The following is a 20,996-nucleotide window of genomic DNA, read 5'->3' on the forward strand; positions in this document are numbered from 1 at the left end:
GGGCTTGGGCGCTACCTACGGCTCATGCCGCGGGCCCATTCGCGGCATGACGGCCCTTGCACGACTCCGTGGGGACCGCGGCGAGGTGGTGGCGGACCGCCCACTCCGCGGAGTCCAGCGAGAGGTGCTCCGCGAGTACGCGCCCCTCGGGTGTACCGACCTCGTACCGGTCGGTGATTCCGCTGATCCGATGGCTCCCTGACCGCTCCGTGCGGATCACGGTCGGCTCCGTTCCGCGATGGCTCGTGTGCTTCTGATCGGTATCGAGACTGTCCGAGTGGCGCCGGTGCGTATTCGACCGTACGGACGATGGCGGGGACGACGCGGAGGCCGGTCCGCTTGCACGTCAGCGATTCCTCCGCCGAGGGATGCGCTTCCCGTCCCCTCGATCGGCCCCGGCCGGCCAGACGATCTCCACGGGGAGCCCATGGGCCTGGGCTGTGGCTACGACGTCCGCCGTCCCACCGCGCCCGCCCTCTCGGCCGTCCCAGACGGCAATCAGCAGCTCAGCGCGCCCCAGGAGCAGACGATTGGCGGCAGCATAGGCATCCGGCGTCGTTCGCCGGTACGGCATCACTTTGATCTCAGCGGCCGCCCGGTACAAGCGATCGAACTCATCGGCGTGGCCCGGATCCACCATGCGCTCCCGGTAGTCCCACGAGGGGATCACCGCCACCAGCCGTGCCCCCATGGCCAGAACGGCGTCCGCGAAGACCCTGTCCGCCCCCGCAGCCAGGCAGGACAAGCCCGTCAGCTCGGCGGCCGGGTGACGGGTGAGCCTCGACACCAGGGCTTCTCTGATCAGAGGCTTGCTCGCATCCGTGATGTTCGCATGCCCGGTCACTGCAATCGATGTCATCTCATTCACTCGGTCCTTCGCAGAGAGCCGATATGGAGGACGGCTGATCGCGGCGCTCCGACAAGGCGAGCGCGTGTACCCGCCACCCTACGAATCCCGGCAGGGCCCACGAACCACCCGCTCGCGCCCGAACAGCGCCGAGCACCGGCGCGTCACGGGATCGATCGGCGTTCCGCCGGGGACCGTGCGCTTCACTCGGTGCAGGCGCACCACCGAGCGGTACGGAGACGAGGGAGAACGGCGGCCGTGGAGACGATGCTGGCCGGAAGGCTCACCACCGGAGGCGGCGGTTTCGCCGTAGAGGAGGCGCCCGTCCCCGAGCCCGGACCGGGCCAGGTCCTGATCCGGGTGAGGGCGGCCGGGGTCTGCCTGTCGGACGTGCACCTCATCCAGGGCATCCTGGAGCCGCAGCCCCTCTCGGGAAACAAGGTGACACTCGGTCACGAGACGGCGGGCGAGGTCAAGGCCCTCGGCGACGGCGTCACCTCTCTCGCCGTGGGCGACCCCGTCGTCCTCCAGGCCGGCGAGCTCCGCGACGGAACCCCCTGCACCCGCGGGGTGAACATCGACGGCGGCTGGGCCGAGTACACCGTGGCCGCGGCCGACGCGGTGGTCCCCCTCCCGCCCGGGATCCCCTTCGAGCAGGCATGCATCATCCCCGACGCGGTCTCCACCCCCTGGGCTGCGATCACCTCCGGCGCGAACGTACGGCCCGCGGAGGCCGTCGCGGTGTGGGGCGTCGGCGGCCTCGGCGCCCACGCCGTCCAGCTCCTCCGCATGGTGGGGGCCTGCCCGGTCGTCGCCGTGGACCCGCTGCCCGCCGCCCGTGAACGAGCCCTGCGGCTCGGCGCCGACGTCGCCCTGGACCCCGCCGACCCCGATTTCGCAACCCTGCTGCGCGACGCCGCAGGCGCCGGCGGCGTCGCCGCAGCCTTCGACTTCGCCGGTGTGCCGGCCGCGCGGGACCAGGCGCTGGCCGCCCTCGCCGAGCACGGTCGGCTGGTCCTGGTCGGCCTCACCGACCAGCCCTTCACCATCCAGAACAACCTCTGGTTCTGCCGCTTCCGACAGCAGGTCCTGGGCCACTACGGCTCTCGGTCCGAGGACCTCGTCGACCTGGTCCGCCTGACGGGCATGCGCCGGCTGGACCTCTCCGGCTCGGTCAGCGGAATCCATCCCCTGGCCGAGGCCGCGCAAGCCGTGGATGCCCTGGAGCGCAAGGAGGGCAACCCGATCCGGTTGATCCTCAGGCCCTGACGGCCGCGGGCCGACAGGGTGCGGGTGAGGGGCGAGCGTGTGTTGAGGGTGCCTGGAGAGGTTGTTCCGTAGGTTCGCAGTGCCGCTCTTGCCCTGGTTCCGTTCCGTGCGGCCATCCGGTCCGCGCCCGTACCTTCCGGACCATCCGCGAGCGCGCCGAGCCACGAGGGGCCAGGCTCGGCCCGGTGAGAAGATCGCGCCTGAGGACGCGGTGACAGGGTTGCTCGCCCTTCTCGTGGCCCAGGGCGGCCTGTGCTTCGCCATTTCACGCCACCGCCGGCAGATCAACTGCCGGACCGTGGGTATCGGCCTCGCCCCGCAAGTGGGGTTCGCCCTGCTCCTGGTGAAGCAGGAACCCGGCCGCTGAGCCGTTTCGCGGACGTGATCGCGAACAAGCGCGCTGCGGCCTCCGGGGCGCGGGCCGACTCGGCCGTGGTCTGCCGTGAAGGGAAACCCTTCAGCCAGCCGGGGCCGATCGGGCCGAAGTACTGGCCGCCGAGTGCGTCCGGGTCGGTGGCGGCGCCGGGGACCACGGGCCGCACTCCTGGGCACCGTGCCCGGCGGCCGCCGGCAGGACCACGCACGCATCGCCGAACGGTGCACGCCCCGTCTCGACCCCGCCCCGCAGCCGCGTCTGCGTGGGGGTGTACCGTGACGAACGATTGAACATGTTCAATTTCAAGATCACTCGGGACCGTCGGGCGAGTAGGGGGGAATGCGCAGTGGCGCGGAAGCTGACGGTCAGGGGGACCCTGTGCGTCGCGGGGTACGCGACAACAGCCCAGTACGCGGTCATCGGCATCGCCCTGATCGTACTGTCCCTGGTCACCGAGGGACTGCCCATCGAGCCCAGCGACTGGCTGTACTCGCTGGTGTGGCTCGCCTTCCTCAGCGTCATCCTGGGGCTGGTCCAAGCCGTGCTGTTCGCCACTCCGACGGCCTTGATCGGCGAAGCCCTGGCCCGGCGGCTACCCGGCAGCCGAACTCTATGGCACCTGGCACCCGTCCCCATCCCGCCGCTCATCCCGGCCGCCATCGCCTACTCCTTCGACGGCGCGGCCTGGGAGTGGTGGATCTACCTGACCATATTGGGCTGCGTCCCCGCTCTGATCTTGGGGCGGGTTCGGGTCCGCACCGCCCTATTCGCCGCCTAAGGGCTGTCCCACGAAACGAAAGTTGGCGGGGCCGCCGCGACTCGGACCTCGCGCCTGTGGCAGCCTGCCGTCATGCCAGCCGAGCTCCGAGAACATGCAGGACGTCACTACGCCATCCAGTTCCACTACGCCTTGCCCGACGATGCCTGGGCTGTGGAGCTCAGCGAGGCCGTGCCGGCTCCAGCCGCGTGGGCCGAGAACCCCAGCGCCGAGAGGCACCTGCCTGGAGCCGCCTTCTTGGTGGCGTTTGTCCCCGACGAGGACCCGGATCTGGAACCGACCGTCCACATCCACAGCCATGATGAACACGTCATCCCCTACGAGATCATGCGCTGGTTCATGGAGCAGGTGGCCGAGCAGGTCGAGCGCTGCCGCATCGCGTTCGAGCAGGACGGGCGCGAAGCACTGACATGATCTCGCCGTGGCTGGCGTGATCACGGCATCGGAGCCGACTGGAGCCGGCCGTGGATCCTTCCGCTGGAGGATCGGGCGCTGCTGGTGACCTTGTGCTGGCGCACGAACTTGACGATGCAGCAGCTCGCTCCGCTGTTCGGGGCCTCGGAGCCGGCGGCGGACCGCATCATCGACCGCCTCGTGCTGCTGCTCGCGCTCCAGCCCCGCAAGCGGTTCACCGAGGGCACCGGGCTCATCGTGGACGGCACGCTGGCTCCCACCCGCGACCACTCCGTGGCGGAACAGTCGAAGAGTGGCCGGTACTCCACCGCTCACCAGGTCGTCATCGGCGCAGACGCCCGCCTCGTCGTCGCGGTGGGCCGGCCGGCCGCTGCCAGGCAACCGGCACGACTCCCGCGGCTGGGAGGAGTCCGGCACCAAGGCCGCCGTCGGCAACACCACCACGATCGCCGACGGCTGCTACCTCCCGTATGGAGGCCTGGAAGGTCCTCCGCGACTGCCGCCTCAAAGGCGATGGAGTCCGCACGCCATGTTCGGCATCGCCCGCCTGCACAACCTCGCCCTCGCCGGATGGGCAAGCGCGACGCAAGACGGTTCGCCGCGCCCGAGGCGACGAGGAGATCATTTTTGAGCCGGGACAGCTGTCAGTTGCCGTCTTCCCGGGCCTCGTACCCTTCGAGGCCGACCCTGAGGAGGGACGGGACGAGGGCGTGCAGGTACCAGGCGAGGTCGGTGAATTTCGACGCGCCCGGGATGCCTCGGCGGTTGATGGTGGGGAGGAAGGAGACTTTCCTGCGCTCGGCGTAGAACATGAGCATGCCGCCAGTCCCGCCCTGCGGGTGGAACACGTTCAGAGCCACGGTGTAGGGCAGGTTCGCCGCCCCATCCAGCTCCGCGAGCACGGCGTCGAGGCGATCGGAGGTGCTGTCGTACCAGTCGTGCATGTCGTCTGCGTCATTGACCATGTACGAGATGTAGCCGGGGCGTTCCTCAGCGGACCAGCCCGCGGGGGTCAGCACCTCCAGTAGGTCGCGCACGGTGGTTGGGTGCGTGAAGGTGAAGTCGATGTCGGCTTGTCGGTTTCCCACGTACGTCTCCGGGTGCTTGATCGGTCGCGTCGCATACTCCCCGCTGTGCAGGGTGCCGTCGACCCGATTTCCCTTGGAACCGCTCCAGCCGTCGAGCGGCGGACGCTTTGACTGCACCGCGCTTGAGCCGGCCGGTGTGGGTGCGTGCGGCGCGGGGCCAGCTCGACATCGCCGGCCCGCCACGCGGAGGGGTCTGTCCATCACTGAGACGGAGCGGTACTCGACCAATCTGCGCAAGCACACTTGACTGTCTCTCACATCCCTTGTGAATTGCGGTTTTAGAGGTGCGCTTCCGTGACAACCAGGTGACGCCGGCCGGTGAAGGCACCTGACCGATTCAGTCTCGCCCTGTCATGTTCCTCTAACGCGCCCACGGCCTGTGCCACGCCAGGCACTCGCACGGCTCTCGCGCGAGCCGGCGTGCGCCAGTGGCAGACTGCTGCCTTGATCGCGGGCACAAGTCCGCGTACCTGAAGGGGGATACGTCGTCGTGCGCAAGGTGAGGTGGGCGGCCGCGGCCGCCGGTGCGGTGCTGTTGATCGCGGGGTGCGGCAGTGAAGGCGAGTCGGCTCAGGGCCGAAACGGTGACGCACCATCGGCCGGTGGCTCCGCACCGGCGAAGGCGGGTTCGGGTGGCAGCCTGGACATCGCGGCGGTGAAGAAGGAGATAGAGGCCGCCGCCACGACGGCCGGGTTCACCGCGAGGCAGCCCGCGGACGACGTTCCGCCGGGCCTCAAGTCCTGCACGGTCAGGTGGCAGGCGGATGCCGCCCAAACCACCGACTCGAGGAAGTCCTACGACGCCACGGTCGCCACGCTGGTCAAGGGGGGCTGGAAGGAGAGCGGGAGAGCCGACGAAAAACAGTCGGTGACCATGGCAATGGACAAGGGTGGCTGGAAAATCCTGGCCTGGCACCACCCCCAGGGCCGAGCGGACGGGACGGACTGGATCAGCTTCATCGCCAACGACACCGGGCCCGCGTGCGAGAAGCCCTTCCAGGAAGACCTGGCGGACAAAACAACGAACAAGAAGTAGCTCCCGCCCCGAACCCGCCGCAGGCCGGGGGTCGCGGGCGTGGGCCTGTGGCTCCCGGCGGCTGCCGGATCAACCGTAATTCACCCGGGAACTGGGCATCGACCGGGCGCGGCAGGCGGAAGCTGCCCGGGCAGAAGCCCGGCGCCGTCAACCGCAGTCCTCCCTGGCATGACCTCGGCCGGCGACCGGCGTTACCGGTGAGCCTTCGCCGTCGACTCCCCGCCCCGTGCGGCCGGCTTCCCCGAACCCCGGAGCATCCCCGGCGCCCAAGTCCACGCACGGGGGGCTTGTAGCGCACAGGGCGACGGAAGACCCCGCCCTGGCCAGCACCTCGGGCGGAAGAAGGTCCCATCGCCCGACTTCATGGGATCGTCCCGGTTCGTCAGCCAGATCGCACAGACCACGCGGTGGTCTTCACTTCGGTGCCGCGGCTCCCCTCCCGTTCCTCAGTCATGCCCCTTTGGGCGTTGCCTTCCTCACCGCCCGCCGCCCGGCCGGAGGGTAACCACCGTCCGGGGGCGAGGCTGAGAGCGGCTGCTTCTTGTGAGTCGTCAGTTGGCGAGGCTGAAGTCGCCGCCGACCGGGGCGGCGATCTTGTCGACGCCGGTCAGCGCGGTGAGAGAGGTGACCGGGGTGCTGCTCTCGGTCGTGGTGCCGTTGCCGAGCTGGCCGGAACCATTGGCGCCCCAGGAACGGACCGTGCCGTCACCGAGCAGGACCATCGTGTACTCCCGGCCGCCGGCCGCCAGCTGAACGCCGGTCAGGCCCGGGACCGGGACCGGGGTGATCCGGTAGTCGGTGGTGCCGTCGCCGAGCTGGCCGGACGTGTTCTGCCCCCACGCCTTGAGCCTGCTGTCGCTGTCGGTCACGGCCAGGCTGTGGTTGCAGCCGGCCGCGATCTGCGAGACCCCGCCCAGCCAGATGCCCTGGGTATCGACCGGGGTATAGCGGTTGATCGTGCTGTTGTCGCCGAGCTGGCCGTTGGCGTTGTAACCCCACGCCTTCACCGCGATACCGCTGGTCGGCCTGCCGCCGCTCGGCGGACCGACCAGGGCGAGATTGTGGTTGCAGCCGGCCGCGATCCGGGTGACGCCGGTCAGGCCGCCCACCTGGGCGGGGACATTGCGGCTGGCGGAAGTGCCGTCGCCGAGCTGCCCGTTGATGTTGTAGCCCCACGCCCACACCGTGCCGTCCTCGCGCAGGGCAAGGTTGTGGTTAAGGCCCGCGGCGATCGCGACGATCTTGTTGAGGCCCTCGACCCGGACAGGGACGCTGCTGTCGCCGTTGGCGCCGTTGCCGAGCTGGCCGTAGTTGTTACGGCCCCAGGCCACCACGGTGCCGTCGTCCAACAGGGCCAGGCTGTGCCAGCCGCCCGCGGCGATGCCCACGGCGTTGGCGAGGTTGACTACCTGGCCGGGGGCATTGTGGCTGAACACCGAGCCGTCACCCAGCTGGCCCGATCCGTTGGCGCCCCAGGACTGCACGGTCCGGTCGGTCAGCAGGGCCAGCCCGTGCCCGGTGGCCGAACCGCCCCCACCGGCGGCGATCTTCACCACCTCGGCGCTGGTCAGCCCGAGCACCGTGGTCGCCGTCGTACGGAAGTCGGTCCATGTGCCGTCACCGAGCTGACCGGAGCGGTTGTTGCCCCACGACTTCAGCCGCTTCTCCTGCTTCGCATGGCTGTGCGGCGCACCGGGAGCGACTGCGTGAGCGGCGACCGGGACGAGGAGGACGGCGAGAGAGCAGAGCGCGGCAGCAAGCCCACGCCCAGTACGGGAGAGGTGCACCAACAAGGTCCTTCCGAAGATCACAAACATTTCGTGATCTTCGTAGCGGCCCCGGCAGGCACCGCGCCCGCGACTCGGCTGCGATTCACCCGGTCAGAGCACAGGCCACATGACCGACAACGAGGTCGCCGCGATCACTGTCCCGCCCGCATCCACCGTCCGCGCCGCCGCCGGACCGGTACGCCGCGGGCCTGATGCGCCAGCGTCTCGGCGCGGACGACGTGACCACCGTCGAGGTAGCCCCCCACGTGGCCGCGCGCTGGATGCCGCCCTTGAAGCCGCGCTGCTACTCCACTTGGACCGTGACCGGGGGCGGCCTTCTTGGGAACCCGCGGCGGGCACCCTACGACCGCGTCATCGCCATCTGCCAAGTCTGCCGCATTCCCCGGACCTGGATTCGACAGACGAAGCCCGGCGGGATCGTCCTGGCCACCGTGGACCTGTGGGCGAACGGGGCCGGAACGGGAGTCGTTCGCGTTGTTCACCGCCGACGGCGACGGCTGGCAGGTCCCACACGTACTGGATCGGCGGCGCGAAAAGGAGTTTGGGGCTACCGGCGCACCTGTTGTACTTGGCTCATGCGAGTCGAGGACGGTCGGATGCGGTTGCGGGTGACGAGTCACCCTGTCGCCCGTCCGGGATCCGGGCTCAGCCGGATCCTGAGCACCGGTCCCATGCTCCGCAATACCTTCCTCCACCCTCCCCACGACCAAGTCGGCTATCTGAGGGCCGGCCGCGCCGATCTCCTGCGACTCGGCGCTCTGTTCCGCGTCGCCGCGACGAGCTCACGCAGCGCGATCCACATCCCGCTCCCGCCAGACTCCCGGCCCACGGCCCTCGCCGGCGGCAACACGCCTGCGCTGCCCGTCCTGCTGGCCCGCGAGGACACGGGACTGCGCCCCTCCGACTGGCCTGATCTGCGGCGAAGCATCCGCCGTTCCTCGGCGCCCTTGCAGGTGACCGCCCCAGCCGCACGTCCTCCCGACCGTCCCGACGACGTTCACCGTCGTACGGACCGCCACCCCGCCCGATTCGCCGAGCACGCCGGGACGATCACCATCACCGCCCGCGCCGAACTCCTGTTCTGGATCGGTGACTGGCTCACCGACCTCGGCGATCGCGTTGCCCAGGACCCCCACATCCACCGGCACGGCGAAAGCTTCCTCGGTGACATGGTCGGATTCTTCGACCCCAGACGCACGGACGAGCCCATGCACGCGTTCTGCGTCGTCGCCGTCGAACCGATCTTCCACCACGACCGCTGGCGGAAGCTGCCGGCGAAGTAGTCTCCGGCTCAGCCCGCTGCGCAGGCTCATGGGGAGCGGCCTGGGGTCCGGCTGCGTGCCGCCCGGACCTCGCCGGCGTGCGTCCATGGCACACGCAACCCGGTGGTCACCCTCGCGGCCTGGTTCACCGGCCGCCACAGTCCGGATCAGGACGCCGGCGGAGGGCCTGGTCACCGAGATCGCGGCCGCCTGGACTGCGGCGACATTTCGTAATCCTCCTCACCTCATGGCCCAAGAGGTGGATCCTCGGCCCGGCGAATCGCGTCTTGCAGAGGACCACAGGCGTCACGTGCCTGTGTCGGTACTGGCTGTTGCGAGGAGAACCACCAAGTGGCTGGAGCATTCCGATTCGAGATACTCGGCGCGGTGCGCGCTTACCGGGGGGACGTCGAACTGCGGGTGGGGCCGCCACAACAGCAGGCGTTACTGTCGCTCCTGCTGCTGCGGGGGAACCAGCCCGTCTCCATGACGCAGATCGTCGGGGCGCTGTGGGGGGACGAGCCGCCCGCCCGCGCGGTCACCACCGTCCGCACGTACGTGTGGCGGCTGCGGAAGCTGCTGGAGCCGGAGGACGCGGCGCCGACCGCCCTGGAGCTGGCCGGTGACGGCTACCGGCTGACGGTGCCCGACGGGGCACTGGACCTCTGCCGGGCGGAAGGGCTGGCGGCCGCGGCCGCGCGCGCCACCTCCGACGGCCGGACGGAAGAGGGCGCCCGGCTGCTGGCTCAGGCGTTGGAGCTGTGGCAGGCGGAGCCCCTGGCCGGGGTGCCCGGGCCGTTCGCGGAGCGACAGCGGGTCCGCCTGGAAGAGTTGCGGCTGACCTTGTGCGAGGAGCACTTCGAGCTCTCCCTGGCGCTGGGCCGGCACCGCTCGGCCATTCCGGATCTGGTCGAACTGACCGAGGCGCACCCGCTGCGGGAGCGTCCGTACGGCCTGCTGATGCGGGCGCTGCACAAGGCGGGGCGGCAGGCCGATGCCCTGGCGGTGTTCGGGCGGGTGCGGGACCTGCTGATCGAGGAACAGGGCATCGAGCCCGGGCCTGAGCTGGCCGAGGTGCACCGTCGGATCCTCGTCGGCGATCCCGTGCAGGCCGGGCCGGAGCCGGTGCCGTCGGCCCCGGTGTCAGCGTCGGAGCCGTCGCCGGGGCACGGGCCGGGCGTGCTGGGGGCCGGGACCGAGGGCGTGGTGCCCGCCCAGCTGCCGTACGACGCGCCGGACTTCGTCGGACGGCGCGATCAGGTCGATGTCTGGCACGCGCTGCTGACCGAGCCGGTGCGCCGGACGCCGGTCGTGCTGGCAGCCGCGGGAATGGGGGGCGTGGGCAAGAGCTGCCTCGCCCTGTACGTCGCCCATCGGGCGCGCTCCCACTACCCGGACGGCCAGCTCCATGCCGATCTGCGGGGCAACGGGCCCGACCCGGCGAAACCGGGTTTCGTCCTGGCCGGGTTCCTGGCGGCCCTGGGGGTTCCGGAGGACCAGGTGCCGGACGGCGTCGAGGACCGGGGCAGGCTCTTCCGGTCGCTGATCGACGGGCGGCGGCTGCTGATCGTCCTGGACAACGCCCGGGACGCCGCCCAGGTCCGCGAACTCATCCCCGGGTCACCCAGTTGCGCGGTCGTCATCACGAGCAGATCGCCCATGTTCGACCTGTCGTTGACGTCCCAGCTGCTGCTGGAGCCGTTCCGCACCGACGAGGCACTGGAGCTGATCGGGGCGATCATCGGCCGGGAGCGGCTGGCCGCGCAGCGGGAGGAGGCGCTGAGGCTGGTCGAGGCCTGCGGTCATCTGCCCCTCGCGGTGCGGATCGTGGCCGCCCGGCTGTCGGCACGGCCCTCGTGGCCGGTGGCGACGCTGACCGCGCGCCTGGCGGACGAGCAGCGGCGCATCGCCGAGCTGCGGATCGGCACGCTGGCCATCGACGCCGTCTTCGAACTGGGCTACCAGCAGCTCACCGAGGCCCAGGCGAGGGCGTTCCGGTTGGTCTCCCTGGCCGGTGCGGCGGACATCGGGGTGCCGACGGCCGCCGCGGCACTGGGCGTCGACGAATCGACGGCAGAGGACCTGCTGGAGTCGCTGACCGATGCCGCGATGGTGGAGTCGGCCAAGCCCGGCCGCTACGGATTCCACGACCTGGTGCGGGTCTTCGCCCGGCAGCGTGCCGAGTCGCACGACCCCGCGGAGGCGGCGGAGGCCTTCGGCAGACTGCTGGACTTCCTGCTGGCGACGGCCGCCAGTGCCTTCCCGCACGCGATCCCCGGCGACGCGGTGGCGAACGCGTTCGGTCCGCTGCGCTCGGTCGGGCTGGAGTTCGGCGACGTGCACGCCGCCCGGGCCTGGGTGGTGACCGAGATCGACGGCCTGATGGCGGCCGCGCTGAGCACCGTCGCCCTGCGGCTGCCGGACGCCGCAGGGGACCGGCTCGCCGGCGCGGTCGACCTGCTGCTCGCGGTCAGCCCGTTCACCCCCGCCGTCTGGTACGAGCGGATGGCACCGGTGGCGCTGACGCTGACCGAGGCCGCGGAGCTGAACGGCTGCCGGCGGACCATCGGGCGGTCGCGGATACTGTGCAGCGGCATCGCCCTGCGCGCGGACAGGATCGAGGAAGCGGGGCGGCACGCCGAGCTGTCCGTGGCGGCGGCCCGCGCCGCGGGCGACGTCTACACGCTCCGCCAGGCCCTCAACGACCTGGGGCTGGTCGCCCAGTTCCTCCACCGCTTCGAGGAGGCGGCGGCCTGCTACGACGAGGCGATCGCCCTCGCGCACACCCTGGGCCACCGGTCCGGTGCGGCCGTGACGAGCGTCAACGCGGCGCTGGCCCGGGTGCGCAGCGGGTCTCCCGCGGAGGCGGTTCCCGCTTGTGAGTCCGCGCTGTCGGTCATGGAGGAGTTGGAGGACCGGGTCGGGGCGGCGTACGCGTTGTACGTGCTCGGGTTGGCGCTGCACGGGGTGGGCCGCTTCGAGGAGGCGGTGGTGCGCTATGGCGAGGCGCTGGCGGTGTGCCGGGCGGCCGGGCTGCGGGAGCGGGAGGCACAGGTGCTGTACCGGCTGGCGGAGACGCTGCGGCGGACCGGGCGGGTGCCGGAGGCGGTGGAGCACGCGGCCGCGGCGGTCGAGCGCTGCGAGGAGGCGTGCTCGGAGCGCGACCGGGCGCAGGCTTCGGTGGCGATGGGGCGGGCGCTTGCCGACCTGGGCGAGACGTACCGGGCCAGGGAGCAGCTGAAGCAGGCCCACGGCGTCTTCACCCGGCTCGGGCTGCCCGATGCGGCCGATGTGTCGGAGCTGCTGGCCACCTTGGCCTGACCGGGGTTCCCGTTACGGGGGACGGGACTCCCGGGTGCGGAGTGCGAAGCAGCCGCCCGGCGCGGGGTACCCGCGCTGCCGGACGGCCGTCCGCGGAGCGTGCGTCACATGATGGGTCCCGGCGGCGTGAAGTCCGACCCGGTGTTGTTGACGGCGACGCTGCGGCCACCGCCCGCCGCGGAGGAGTCGGGGGTGGAACCGACGGAACCGGCTCCCGCGAGGCCCAGGAGGGCCGCGGCCAGAAGGGTCAGCAGGCCGAGGGCGGGGCGGGCAGTGGGCAGCTTGGACATGGGTGGTCCTCCTTGACGGTCACCACCGGTGGTCCACCGGTGGGTGCTGGGGGGGCGGTGCGGTGATGCCGACGGGTCGCGTCAGCAGCACAGCGGGACGTCGCGCTCGGGGCGCAGGCTCTGGTGCCCGGTCGGCAGGACGTCACGGTCCGCCGTCGAGGTGAGGGCGATGTGGACGGGGCACAGGGCCAGCAGCAGGGCCAGGACCACCGCGCGGGCCGTCAGCCGGGGGGCAGGTCTGGTGGCGGCGCCCCGGAGGGTGGTGGGGGCACCGGTGAAGCGGCTGGGGACGTGCGACATGCGGAGCGCTACTTTCGTCGGGGCATGGACCGGGGAGAGGGGACGCGGAGAGGGTCGCGGCCCGTACCGGCCTGTCGTGACCGACGCTAGTCGCCGACGATCAACACAGGATCAGCAACCGATCTACGCCCGGGCCGAACCCTGTTGACCGAGGTCGCCGTTGCCGGACGCCCCGGTGGATGCACCGGCGGCAGGGAGCAGGCTGCTGCGCTGGCCGAGGCAGCGCAGGCTCTGCCGGTACGCCCACACGGCCCGCTCGGTGCGCCCGGAGCGCTCCAGCAGCTCGCCGAGGTCGTTCCACGCGGACGCGGCCTGCCGGTCGGCTTCGGAGGCCTCCAGCAGGAGCGCGGCCCGCTCGCAGCCGGCTTCGGCCGCCGCCGCTTCGCCGAGCTGCAGTTGGGCGCCCGCCAGCACCAGAAGGGTCCGGGCCGTCTCCAGCCGGTGCCCGGACCCCAGCAGCTCCAGGGCCCGGCGGGCGTGCCGCTCCGCCTGGGGGGCGTCGGACTCCAGCAGGCAGGCGCGGGCCAGCGAGGTCTCGCAGTAGGCCATGTCGACGGTGCTGCCGTGGTCGGCGAGGGCCTCCGCGCTCCGTGTCAGCTGCGCCTTGGCTTCCGCGATGTCGGCGGTCTCCGACTGCATGAGCACCGACGCGTAGGCGTTGCGCAGCCGGGACAGGGCGCGGGCGTCGTCGCCCTCGGAGTAGATGGCCAGGGCGCGCTCCAGCAGGAGCAGGGCGTCGGCGGACTCACCGCTGCGGTGCGCCACCACACCGGCGTTCCAGTACGCGGCGCCCAGGGCCTTGCGGTCGCTGACCCCCTCGGCCTCCTCGATGGCGGTCCGGGCCAGCGCGGCGGCGCGGTGCAGGTCGCCGCGTTCGCAGTGCAGTCCGACGAGCGTGGCCAGCAGTTCGACACCCAGCACGGTCGGGGTGATCCGGAGCCGGCGGGCCTCTTCCAGGGTGGTGGTGGCCAGGTCGACGGCGTGGGCGAGGTCGCCCATCTCGCGGTGGCAGCGGCACAGCGCCACCGCGACCGCGAGCCGCGGCACCAGGGACTGCCCGTACCCGGCGTGGTCGAGCAGCGCCTGGTAGCGCTCGGCGGCCTCCTCCAGCCGGCCGTCGTGCTCCAGCGCCTGGGCCACGCCGTACTCGGCGGAGAGGCGGACCGCGTCCTTGCCCTGGGCGGCTGCCGCGTCGCGGACCGCGGTGAAGGTGTCCAGCGCGGTCTTCGGGTCGCCGTTGCGCAGGCTGATCTCCGCGTAGCGCAGATCGGTCTGGAGGGTGTCGGGCCGATCGGTCGCCACCATCTCCAGCAGGTGCTCGGGCGGGCAGCCGAGCCGGGCGGCGATCTGCTCCAGCACCTCCGGGGAGGGGGTCCGCTTGCCGGCCTCCAGCAGCGAGATGTAGCTCGGGGAGAGCTCCGTGCCGGCCAGGTCCATCTGCGACAGGCCCGCCTCCCGGCGCAGTCGGCGGATCCGTGAGCCCAGAGCCTGCGATTCCGCCATGGCGGCTTCCCCTTCATTGTGACTGACTGCGGGACAGAACGAGTGAATATACTCGGTCAAGACCGGGCGGTACCAGGTCGGACGGGTGGAACCCGGTGGTGCGTCAGTCGCCGGCGTGCTGCGGCCGGGCCTCGGGGGCGGGTGGCGGCGCGGTGGTCGGTGCGGGTCGGGCCGGCATCTCGGGCTTCAGCCGTGCCGGTCGAACGGGCACGTCCAGTGCGGGGGGACCGCGCGGCCGGAGTACTGCCGTGCTTCGGAGACCTCGCCGTGCTCGGCGAGCATCGGGTTCACATCGCCCTGGAGCGCCACTTCCTTGCCGCGTATTTTCGTCTGCATTCCCTGATAGACGCCGGTGCGCTTGAGTTCGGCGAACTGGCGGTGGGAATTGAAGACCAGAACGGGATGGGCGAAGCGCCGCGAGATGCGCGAGGCGCGGCGGTGCAGGCCGATGACGAAGAAGGGGTGGCCGCCGACGCTGATCCCGAACCGGGGATCGCGCGGGTCGGGCGAGACCTCGCGGGCCCACGGGTGCTCCGCGCGGTCGGCCCGGTGGAGTGCGGTCAGCTGCTGCCAGAGCAACTCCTCGAACACCTCCTCGTCCGCCGGATCGGACCGCGTGAAGATGGCCGCGAAGGAGTGGAAGCGTCCGGGGCCCGCCAGTGGGCCGGCGGCGAACCGTACGAGGTCCATGCGGAGCCGGTGCAGGTCCCGGCGGTCGCCCAGGGTCCCGTAGACGCCGGTGGCCAGTTCGCCGCGCTGGAGTGCGGCGCGGGCGCCCAGGCAGGTGAACGTGTCGGCGCGCAGCCAGGCGGTGAAGCGCTCCACGACCTCCTCGGCGTGCCCGGGGTGCTCGCGGCCGGGCGTGTTCCGTTCCGTCATCGCCCGCTCCAGCCGCGGTCGGCGAGCGCCCGCAGGACCGCTTCTCGGCGGCGGCGGCGTTCGTCGCGCAGGGGGCCCTCGTCCGTACGGAGGAACTCCGCGCGTACGGTGAGCGAGAGGTGTCCCGCGGGCACCTGCCCGCCCTGCAGCAGGTCCTTCACCGCGACCCGCCGGTCCTCGGTGGCGCCGGCCCGGGCGACGACCCGCAGGACCTCGCCGGCCGAGACGTCCTCGGTCACGACGACGCTGACGTTGAACGCGGGCGGCGGGAGCGGCTCCGGGATCCGCACGGTGGGCGGGACCGGCGCGGGGCCGCCCAGCAGGTCCAGGTCGAGTTCGGCGCAGCACACCCGCTCCCCCGCGGCGTCGGCGAGGGCCGCGGTCTCCTCGGAGAGGATCCCGGCCCGGCCCACGACGGTGCCGTGGACGCGGACGGTGAAGGAGGCGCCCGCCGCGAACTCCGCGTGGGGTTCGGGCATCAGCTCGAGTGCCTCGTGGCCGGCCGCGGCGGCCGCCGTCCGCAGGAGGCCGTTCAGGTCGGCGAAGCCCGCGGTCCGTGGCCTGGGTTCGACCAAGGACGGGGGCGCGACGGCTCCGGCGAGGACGGCGGCGATCCGCCAGGACTCGTCCCCGAGCGCGGCGGAGCGCGGAACCTGGCCGACCTCGAAGACGTGGGCCGCTCCGGTCAGGCGCAGCGCTCGGCCCGCGACGACGAGCAGACCGGGCAGCAGCGAACCGCGCACCCGCATGGCGCGCAGTCCGGCCCGCCCGTGCACGGTGACGGGCTCGGCCGCCGGTGGGGTGCCGACCGCGCCGAGGGGCTCGCCGGAGCGCAGCAGCACCGGGGTGGTGACCTGCTGCAGCCCCCGTCTCAGCGAGGCCGTGGTGAGGCCGCGGCGCAGCAGGCGCGCCCGGTCCGGCCACGGGCCGGCGGCGGAGGGCGGCAGTCGGCGCGGCAGCGTCGGGTAGCCGCGGACCCGGGCGGCCTCCCCCGCCAGCGCGGGAACACCGTCCAGGTCCGGCCGGGCGGCGGGCACCGTGACGTGCAGCGGGCGGCCTTCCTCGGGAGGCGCGACGACCGCTCCGCCGGCGGTCAGCAGGGCGGCCAGCGTCGCGAGGTCGAGATCCGGGTCGACCAGGCGGCGCAGTTCTCCGGGGTCCGGGCGCAGCACGCGCGGTGCGGGCGCGGACGCGCCGGCACCGCCGGCGGCCGTGACGGTGCCGCCCGCCCAGTCGGTGACGAGTTCGGCGAGGCGGGCCACCGCCCGGTCGCAGGAGTCCGGGTCGTGTCCCCGTACGGCGGGGGGCCCGTCGGGGTCGGCGCACGGGCCGGTCCCGGGGGCGGGGTGGGCGGCCGCCGGGTCGAGCCACCAGGCCCACACCAGGGTGTCGCGGCCATCGGCCGGGACGGCTGCCGCCGGGGTGTCCCGACCGAGGACGGCCACGGTGCGTTCGCCGGAGCGGAGCAGCAGTCCTCCGGGGGGCGGCCCGGCGGGCGCCGTGGGATCGGCGGAGTCGGCGGGGCCCGCGGGGCCCAGTCGCAGGCCGGTGAGGTCGAGTTCCCCGGCGGCGGCCGCGCCGAGGGGCTGCCCCGTCTCGAGGCCGACGTACGCCGCCAGGTCGGCCACGGTTCCGGTGAGCGGCACGCCCGCCGCGCGCAGCCGGTCCGCTGCCGCGCCCGGCAGGCGGACCTCGCCCGGGAGCCGGACGACGGCAGCCGCCACGCGGCCGGGGAGGCCGTCCTGGGCCGTCAGGGCGAGGCCGTCCGGGAGGGGCGCCGACCACCGGGATGCCGACCGCTGGGGGGCGGTCGGCCCGGCCGCGGTGCGGGCGCGGACCTCGGCGGCCAGTCCGCGGACGGAGCCGAGGTGGGCGAGCTCGGGCGGGGGCAGCACCTCCACCACGCGATCGGCGTGCAACCCTGCGCGAGCTCCGCTCTCGTGGAGGTGGTCCAGGAGGGCGGCGCGGTCGACGGGGCCGCCGCACTCCTGCTCCAGCCAGGCGAGGGGGATCTTCACGGTCGGTCGGTTCCTTTCTGCGGCGACCCCGCCGGCAGGCCGGCGTAGTCGAACTGCTCCAGCAGGCGCACGTCGTTGACCAGCAGTTCCCGGATGTCGGTCAGTCCGTGGGTGAGTCTGAGCAGGCGCTCGACGGAGCAGCCGAAGCTCAGTCCCACGACCTCGTGCGGGTCGTAGCCCCCGGCGGTGAGCACCTCGTCGCGCAGCAGGCCGCCGGCGCCGATCTCGATGCGTCCGCGGCCCTCGCACTCGTCGCAGCCCGGGGCGCAGCGGGGGCAGGCCACGTCCACGGCGAACCCGGGTGAGGCGAAGGGGTAGTCGCCGCGGCGCACGCGCCACGGATGTCCGTGTCCGAACAGGCCGGACACCAGGCGGTCGAAGAGCCCCATGAGGTCCGGCAGGCCCGCGCCCGGCTGGACCACCAGTCCGTCGATCTGGGTGAACTGGGAGCCCGAGTACGGGGAGGAGAGTTCGTTGCGGAAGCAGGTGCCCACGAGCAGGGTGCGCAGCGGCCCGGGGGCCGCGGCCCGCATGGCCTGCGGGCCGCCGGACGTGGCGTGGGTGCGCAGGACCAGGTCGGGGGCCGGGAAGAAGCTCAGGCGGGTCCTGGTCGGGTGGTCCTGCGGATAGCCGAGCACGTCGAAGTTGTCGCGGGCCGACTCCAGCAGGGGCAGGTCGACCACGTCGAAGCCGAGCGGCACGAACAGGTCCCCGATCCGGTCCACGAGGGCCGCCACCGGGTGGGGCCGCCCGGTGTGCGGCCCGGCCGGCGGCAGCCCGGGGTCGCAGCGGGCGTCGGCCACCTCCGGGGTCAGGGCGGCGGGGGCCCGTTCGTCCGGCACGGTGTCAGCCCGCCTTGCGGTAAACGCCGATGTGGTTCTCGGAGTACGTGTCGTAGGGGACGTTGCCCCAGTCGCCCCAGCGCTCGCTGAGCTCGAGTCCGGCGATCCTGGCCATGAGGTCGAGCTCGGAGGGCCACGTGTACCGCAGGAAGGCCGGGTAGAGCTTGATGCCGTCCTCCCGGATCTCGACGTGGTTCTCCTTGATGTGCTGGGTGGCCCGGTCGAAGGTGTCGGCCTCGATGCGGACGTGGTCGAGTCCGACGTCGTACACGTGGGCGCGGCCGTTGAAGCGGAAGCGGGTCGGGTCGGGCACGAAGGTCTCGACGACGAAGAGCCCGCCGGGCTCCAGGTGGGCGGCCACCGATTCGAAGCACTGGATCTGCTCCTCCTGGGTCTGCAACGCGTAGAGCGAGTTGAGCAGCAGGAAGATGAGGGAGTAGCGGCGCTCGGAGGTGAAGTCGGCGATGTTGCCGATGGACACCTCGATGGAGTCGCCGCCGGGCTTGGTGCGCATCACGTCGACGATCTCGGGGGACGCGTCGAGCCCGTCGAGGGGGACGCCGCGCTGCGCGAGCGGGAGGGCTACGCGGCCGGTCCCGATGGCGAGTTCGAGGGCCCGGCCGCCGCCGACGCGCTTGGCGAGGAAGTCGACGGCTCCCTCGGGCTGCGGCCAATTGATCTCGTCGTACACGCTCTTCCAGCGGGGGCCGTACGTCTCGGGCTTCCAGTCGGTCATGGTGTTGGCCTTTCTCGTGGTCAGGGGTGGTGCGGCGAGGACGGGCGGTGGGATCGGGCGGTGGCGTCAGGAACCGAGGACGCGCAGCTCGTGGTGGGCCAGGAGCAGGCGGTCCTCGACCTCGTCGGCGTGCGGGCCGGTGGCCATGACGTAACCGACGCGCCCGTAGAGGTCCTGCGGAGGGGGCGTCACCGTCTCGCCGCGCGGGCGCAGCTCCCCGATCTCGTGGATCCAGGGGCGGGCGCGCAGCGCGGGGGCTTCGGCGAGGCCGTCGAAGCGCTGGCGGGTGCGGGGGTAGAGGAAGCGGATGCCGGCCGAGCGGTCGCCGCTGGATGCGATCTCCGGCGCGCGGCCCAGGGCGGCGGCGGTGAGCAGGGAGCCCAGGCGCACCCCTCGGGCCAGCTCCACGATGCGGGAGGCGATGTCGCCGCCCGGTCGCGCGTTGAGCTCGATGATGCGCGGTCCCGCCGGGGTCATCTTGACCTCGACGTGGGCCACGGTGCGGTCGATCCCGGCGGCGAGGACGCTGCGGCAGGCGAGGTCGAAGCCCTCGGTCATCTCGGCCCGGCCCAGGGTGCCGTGTCCGGTGATGAAGCCGGCCTCGACCGGGTAGGGGTCGTAGGCCCAGATCTTGCGGGCCCACGAGACGGGGGTGGCCGTGCCGTCGTGGACGAGGCAGTCCACGTCGAATTCGAAACCCTCCAGGAATTCCTCGACGAGGATCCCCTCGCTATCGAGCCCCATCTTGTCCGCGTGCAGTGCGGCGTCGAAGGCGGCGTCGAACTCGGATTCCTCGTCCACCCGGCGCACGCCGGCGCTGCCGGACAGGCCGCGCGGTTTGACGATCAGCGGGTAGCCGATGTCGCGGGCGGCCCGGCGGGCCGCGTCCAGGTCGTGGACGAGGTGGGAGCGGGTCGGGGAGATGCCGGTGTCGGCGAGCAGGGTGCGCTGGCGGTGCTTGTCGCGTGCCAGCTCGGCCGCGGCGACCGGCACGCCGGGCAGTCCCAGGCCGTGGGCCAGGCGTGCGGCGGTGACGACCATGGTCTCCTCGTAGGTGACCACGGCCGCGACCCGGCGGCGTGCCAGCAGGGCCTTCGCGGCCCGCAGGGCTTCGCCGTCGGTGTCACCGCCCGCGGAGGCGTCGAAGACCGCGCAGTCCTGGACCCAGTGCAGCTGCCAGGTCGGCGGTTCGGGGTTGAGCAGGACGAGGTCGGCGTCCGCGGCCATCTGGGCCAGCAGGCGCTCGTGGCCGGCGCGGTAGCCCGAGCCCACGACGAGCAGCGTCTCACGGCTTCCCGCACGGTCGTGTGTCACGTGTCTTCCTCTCGGTCCGGTCGGGTTCCGCAGTCGCCGATCGGGGTGGGTAAAAGAGAGTCAAATATCTCTGTGACTCGCTGTCAAGATAAGTCAGTAAAGCAGTCACTAATATTCTTGCGCAGGCAGTCGGAGGGTCCGGACGGTCACGACCGGCGTACGAGGCGGCTCGTCCGGCGCCGCGATGGCGAGGGCCGCACGGTGGCCGGGCGGCAGGTCGAGGTCGGCGAACGCCCAGCCCCGGGTGGTCGGCTCCGGCCCCTTCCCGTCGGCGGCCGCGTCGGCGGCCAGGCCCACGCACGGGCCGGCCAGGCCGCCGGGCAGCCCCGTGCCGATGGCCTTCAGGTAGGCCTCCTTCCGCACCCAGCAGCTGAGGAAGCCCTCCTCCCGCCGCTCGGGCGGGAGTTCGGCGAGCGCCGCGCGTTCGGCCGGGTGCAGCCGCCGGATCATGCCCTCGAGGGGGCTGGCGGGGTGGCGGAAGGCTCGTGACTCGACGTCGGCGCCGACGGTGACCGCGGCGAGCGCGACGACGGCCAGGTCGCCCGCCCGGGACAGCGAGAACTCGACGGCCGGCCCGTCGCCCGCAATCCTGGGCCGCCCGTGCGGTTCGGCGCAGTGCGGCAGGCCGCAGGGATCGCGGGCCAGGCGCACCTCCCGGGGCCCGATGCCGAGGCATCCGCCCAGGACGGTCCGCAGCGCGAGGTGTGAGGCAACGTAGCGGCGCCGCGCGGGGGCGTCCCGGAACGCGGCCGCCCGGGCCCGCTCCCGCCGGTCGAGCACCCGCTCGAGAAGGGCGTCGGGCACGAAGTCCAGGGGGACGACCCAGACGGCGGCCTCGCCCGGTCCCGGCAGGTCACCGCGCGCGGGCCGGCCGCCCCGGCCGTCCCCCGTCGTCGCGGCCGGCGGTGCGTGCCGCGGTGGTTCGGGGCGCAT

At 72.6% G+C, this 20,996-nt stretch carries 19 protein-coding genes and 2 pseudogenes; 9 read left to right on the forward strand and 12 right to left on the reverse strand.

From position 1 onward, the window contains the following. Window positions 1-346 precede the first annotated feature (346 nt). Entirely contained in the window at window positions 347-859 is a 513-nt protein-coding gene (locus ACFYZS_RS25200; RefSeq protein ID WP_389017243.1) for a hypothetical protein, read from the reverse strand. A 246-nt stretch (window positions 860-1,105) separates the two neighbouring features. Here ACFYZS_RS25200 and ACFYZS_RS25205 point away from each other — a divergent pair, with 246 nt between their 5' ends. The 5 genes and pseudogenes from ACFYZS_RS25205 to ACFYZS_RS25225 form a co-directional block, all read left to right on the forward strand. Continuing rightward, window positions 1,106-2,116 (forward strand): zinc-binding dehydrogenase, encoded by a 1,011-nt coding sequence (locus ACFYZS_RS25205; RefSeq protein WP_389016688.1) that lies wholly within the window; start codon window positions 1,106-1,108, stop codon window positions 2,114-2,116. A 235-nt stretch (window positions 2,117-2,351) separates the two neighbouring features. Further along, on the forward strand, window positions 2,352-2,483 hold the full coding sequence (locus tag ACFYZS_RS25210; RefSeq protein WP_389017246.1) for a Na+ dependent nucleoside transporter N-terminal domain-containing protein: 132 nt from the start codon (window positions 2,352-2,354) through the stop codon (window positions 2,481-2,483). 355 nt (window positions 2,484-2,838) lie between these two features. Then, on the forward strand, window positions 2,839-3,270 hold the full coding sequence (locus tag ACFYZS_RS25215; protein WP_389016691.1) for a hypothetical protein: 432 nt from the start codon (window positions 2,839-2,841) through the stop codon (window positions 3,268-3,270). A 72-nt stretch (window positions 3,271-3,342) separates the two neighbouring features. Further along, a complete protein-coding gene (locus ACFYZS_RS25220) occupies window positions 3,343-3,684 on the forward strand; it encodes a hypothetical protein (protein WP_389016694.1) in 342 nt (113 codons plus the stop codon). A 45-nt stretch (window positions 3,685-3,729) separates the two neighbouring features. After that, window positions 3,730-4,315 (forward strand): annotated as a pseudogene (locus ACFYZS_RS25225) (transposase family protein); the annotation flags it as partial. 13 nt (window positions 4,316-4,328) lie between these two features. On the opposite strand, the gene ACFYZS_RS25230 reads toward ACFYZS_RS25225, so the two are convergent. After that, window positions 4,329-4,973 (reverse strand): hypothetical protein, encoded by a 645-nt coding sequence (locus ACFYZS_RS25230; RefSeq protein WP_389016697.1) that lies wholly within the window; start codon window positions 4,971-4,973, stop codon window positions 4,329-4,331. 289 nt (window positions 4,974-5,262) lie between these two features. On the opposite strand from ACFYZS_RS25230, the gene ACFYZS_RS25235 reads away from it, so the two are divergent. After that, complete coding sequence (locus ACFYZS_RS25235; protein ID WP_389016700.1) at window positions 5,263-5,808, forward strand: hypothetical protein; 546 nt, start codon at window positions 5,263-5,265, stop codon at window positions 5,806-5,808. Between the two features lie 551 nt (window positions 5,809-6,359). Here the strand turns inward: ACFYZS_RS25235 and ACFYZS_RS25240 are convergent. Next, complete coding sequence (locus ACFYZS_RS25240) at window positions 6,360-7,595, reverse strand: RCC1 domain-containing protein (RefSeq protein ID WP_389016703.1); 1,236 nt, start codon at window positions 7,593-7,595, stop codon at window positions 6,360-6,362. A gap of 263 nt (window positions 7,596-7,858) precedes the next feature. On the opposite strand from ACFYZS_RS25240, the pseudogene ACFYZS_RS25245 reads away from it, so the two are divergent. The 3 genes and pseudogenes from ACFYZS_RS25245 to ACFYZS_RS25255 all read left to right on the forward strand — a co-directional run. Then, a pseudogene (locus ACFYZS_RS25245) lies at window positions 7,859-8,026 on the forward strand (hypothetical protein); the annotation flags it as partial. A gap of 243 nt (window positions 8,027-8,269) precedes the next feature. Next, complete coding sequence (locus ACFYZS_RS25250; RefSeq protein WP_389017249.1) at window positions 8,270-8,881, forward strand: hypothetical protein; 612 nt, start codon at window positions 8,270-8,272, stop codon at window positions 8,879-8,881. A 366-nt stretch (window positions 8,882-9,247) separates the two neighbouring features. Next, a complete protein-coding gene (locus ACFYZS_RS25255; RefSeq protein ID WP_389016706.1) occupies window positions 9,248-12,181 on the forward strand; it encodes a BTAD domain-containing putative transcriptional regulator in 2,934 nt (977 codons plus the stop codon). 104 nt (window positions 12,182-12,285) lie between these two features. Here the strand turns inward: ACFYZS_RS25255 and ACFYZS_RS25260 are convergent, their stop codons facing one another. The 9 genes from ACFYZS_RS25260 to ACFYZS_RS25300 form a co-directional block, all read right to left on the reverse strand. Next, on the reverse strand, window positions 12,286-12,471 hold the full coding sequence (locus tag ACFYZS_RS25260; RefSeq protein ID WP_389016708.1) for a hypothetical protein: 186 nt from the start codon (window positions 12,469-12,471) through the stop codon (window positions 12,286-12,288). Window positions 12,472-12,552: 81 nt separating this feature from the next. After that, entirely contained in the window at window positions 12,553-12,771 is a 219-nt protein-coding gene (locus ACFYZS_RS25265) for a hypothetical protein (RefSeq protein ID WP_389016711.1), read from the reverse strand. Between the two features lie 123 nt (window positions 12,772-12,894). After that, window positions 12,895-14,274, reverse strand: a complete 1,380-nt coding sequence (locus tag ACFYZS_RS25270) for a helix-turn-helix domain-containing protein (protein WP_389016714.1) — start codon at window positions 14,272-14,274, stop codon at window positions 12,895-12,897. Window positions 14,275-14,460: 186 nt separating this feature from the next. After that, window positions 14,461-15,153, reverse strand: coding sequence for a guanitoxin biosynthesis heme-dependent pre-guanitoxin N-hydroxylase GntA (gntA, locus tag ACFYZS_RS25275; protein WP_389016717.1), 693 nt, complete (start codon window positions 15,151-15,153; stop codon window positions 14,461-14,463). Then, window positions 15,150-17,171, reverse strand: a complete 2,022-nt coding sequence (locus ACFYZS_RS25280; protein WP_389016720.1) for a hypothetical protein — start codon at window positions 17,169-17,171, stop codon at window positions 15,150-15,152. Before ACFYZS_RS25280 ends, gntA begins: the two co-directional genes overlap by 4 nt. Then, window positions 17,168-18,013: a hypothetical protein gene (locus tag ACFYZS_RS25285; protein ID WP_389016723.1), complete on the reverse strand. Its 846-nt coding sequence runs from the start codon at window positions 18,011-18,013 to the stop codon at window positions 17,168-17,170. The genes ACFYZS_RS25280 and ACFYZS_RS25285 overlap by 4 nt, the downstream gene beginning before the upstream one ends. 4 nt (window positions 18,014-18,017) lie before the next feature. Beyond that, a complete protein-coding gene (locus ACFYZS_RS25290) occupies window positions 18,018-18,749 on the reverse strand; it encodes a class I SAM-dependent DNA methyltransferase (protein WP_389016725.1) in 732 nt (243 codons plus the stop codon). Window positions 18,750-18,815: 66 nt separating this feature from the next. Beyond that, window positions 18,816-20,063, reverse strand: coding sequence for an ATP-grasp domain-containing protein (locus ACFYZS_RS25295; protein ID WP_389016727.1), 1,248 nt, complete (start codon window positions 20,061-20,063; stop codon window positions 18,816-18,818). 108 nt (window positions 20,064-20,171) lie between these two features. Next, entirely contained in the window at window positions 20,172-20,996 is an 825-nt protein-coding gene (locus ACFYZS_RS25300; RefSeq protein WP_389016729.1) for a 4'-phosphopantetheinyl transferase family protein, read from the reverse strand.

Source organism: Streptomyces sp. NPDC001903, assembly GCF_042891345.1.
GTDB lineage: Bacteria > Actinomycetota > Actinomycetes > Streptomycetales > Streptomycetaceae > Streptomyces.

Bases quoted from the DNA above. Each gene is read 5' to 3' on its own strand.
- ACFYZS_RS25200 (WP_389017243.1), bottom strand. From the start codon at position 859: ATGACATCGATTGCAGTGACCGGGCATGCGAACATCACGGATGCGAGC.
- ACFYZS_RS25220 (WP_389016694.1), top strand. From the start codon at position 3,343: ATGCCAGCCGAGCTCCGAGAACATGCAGGACGTCACTACGCCATCCAG.
- ACFYZS_RS25230 (WP_389016697.1), bottom strand. From the start codon at position 4,973: ATGGACAGACCCCTCCGCGTGGCGGGCCGGCGATGTCGAGCTGGCCCC.
- ACFYZS_RS25250 (WP_389017249.1), top strand. From the start codon at position 8,270: ATGCTCCGCAATACCTTCCTCCACCCTCCCCACGACCAAGTCGGCTAT.
- ACFYZS_RS25260 (WP_389016708.1), bottom strand. From the start codon at position 12,471: ATGTCCAAGCTGCCCACTGCCCGCCCCGCCCTCGGCCTGCTGACCCTT.
- ACFYZS_RS25265 (WP_389016711.1), bottom strand. From the start codon at position 12,771: ATGTCGCACGTCCCCAGCCGCTTCACCGGTGCCCCCACCACCCTCCGG.
- ACFYZS_RS25270 (WP_389016714.1), bottom strand. From the start codon at position 14,274: ATGGCGGAATCGCAGGCTCTGGGCTCACGGATCCGCCGACTGCGCCGG.
- gntA (WP_389016717.1), bottom strand. From the start codon at position 15,153: ATGACGGAACGGAACACGCCCGGCCGCGAGCACCCCGGGCACGCCGAG.
- ACFYZS_RS25290 (WP_389016725.1), bottom strand. From the start codon at position 18,749: ATGACCGACTGGAAGCCCGAGACGTACGGCCCCCGCTGGAAGAGCGTG.
- ACFYZS_RS25300 (WP_389016729.1), bottom strand. From the start codon at position 20,996: ATGCGCCCCGAACCACCGCGGCACGCACCGCCGGCCGCGACGACGGGG.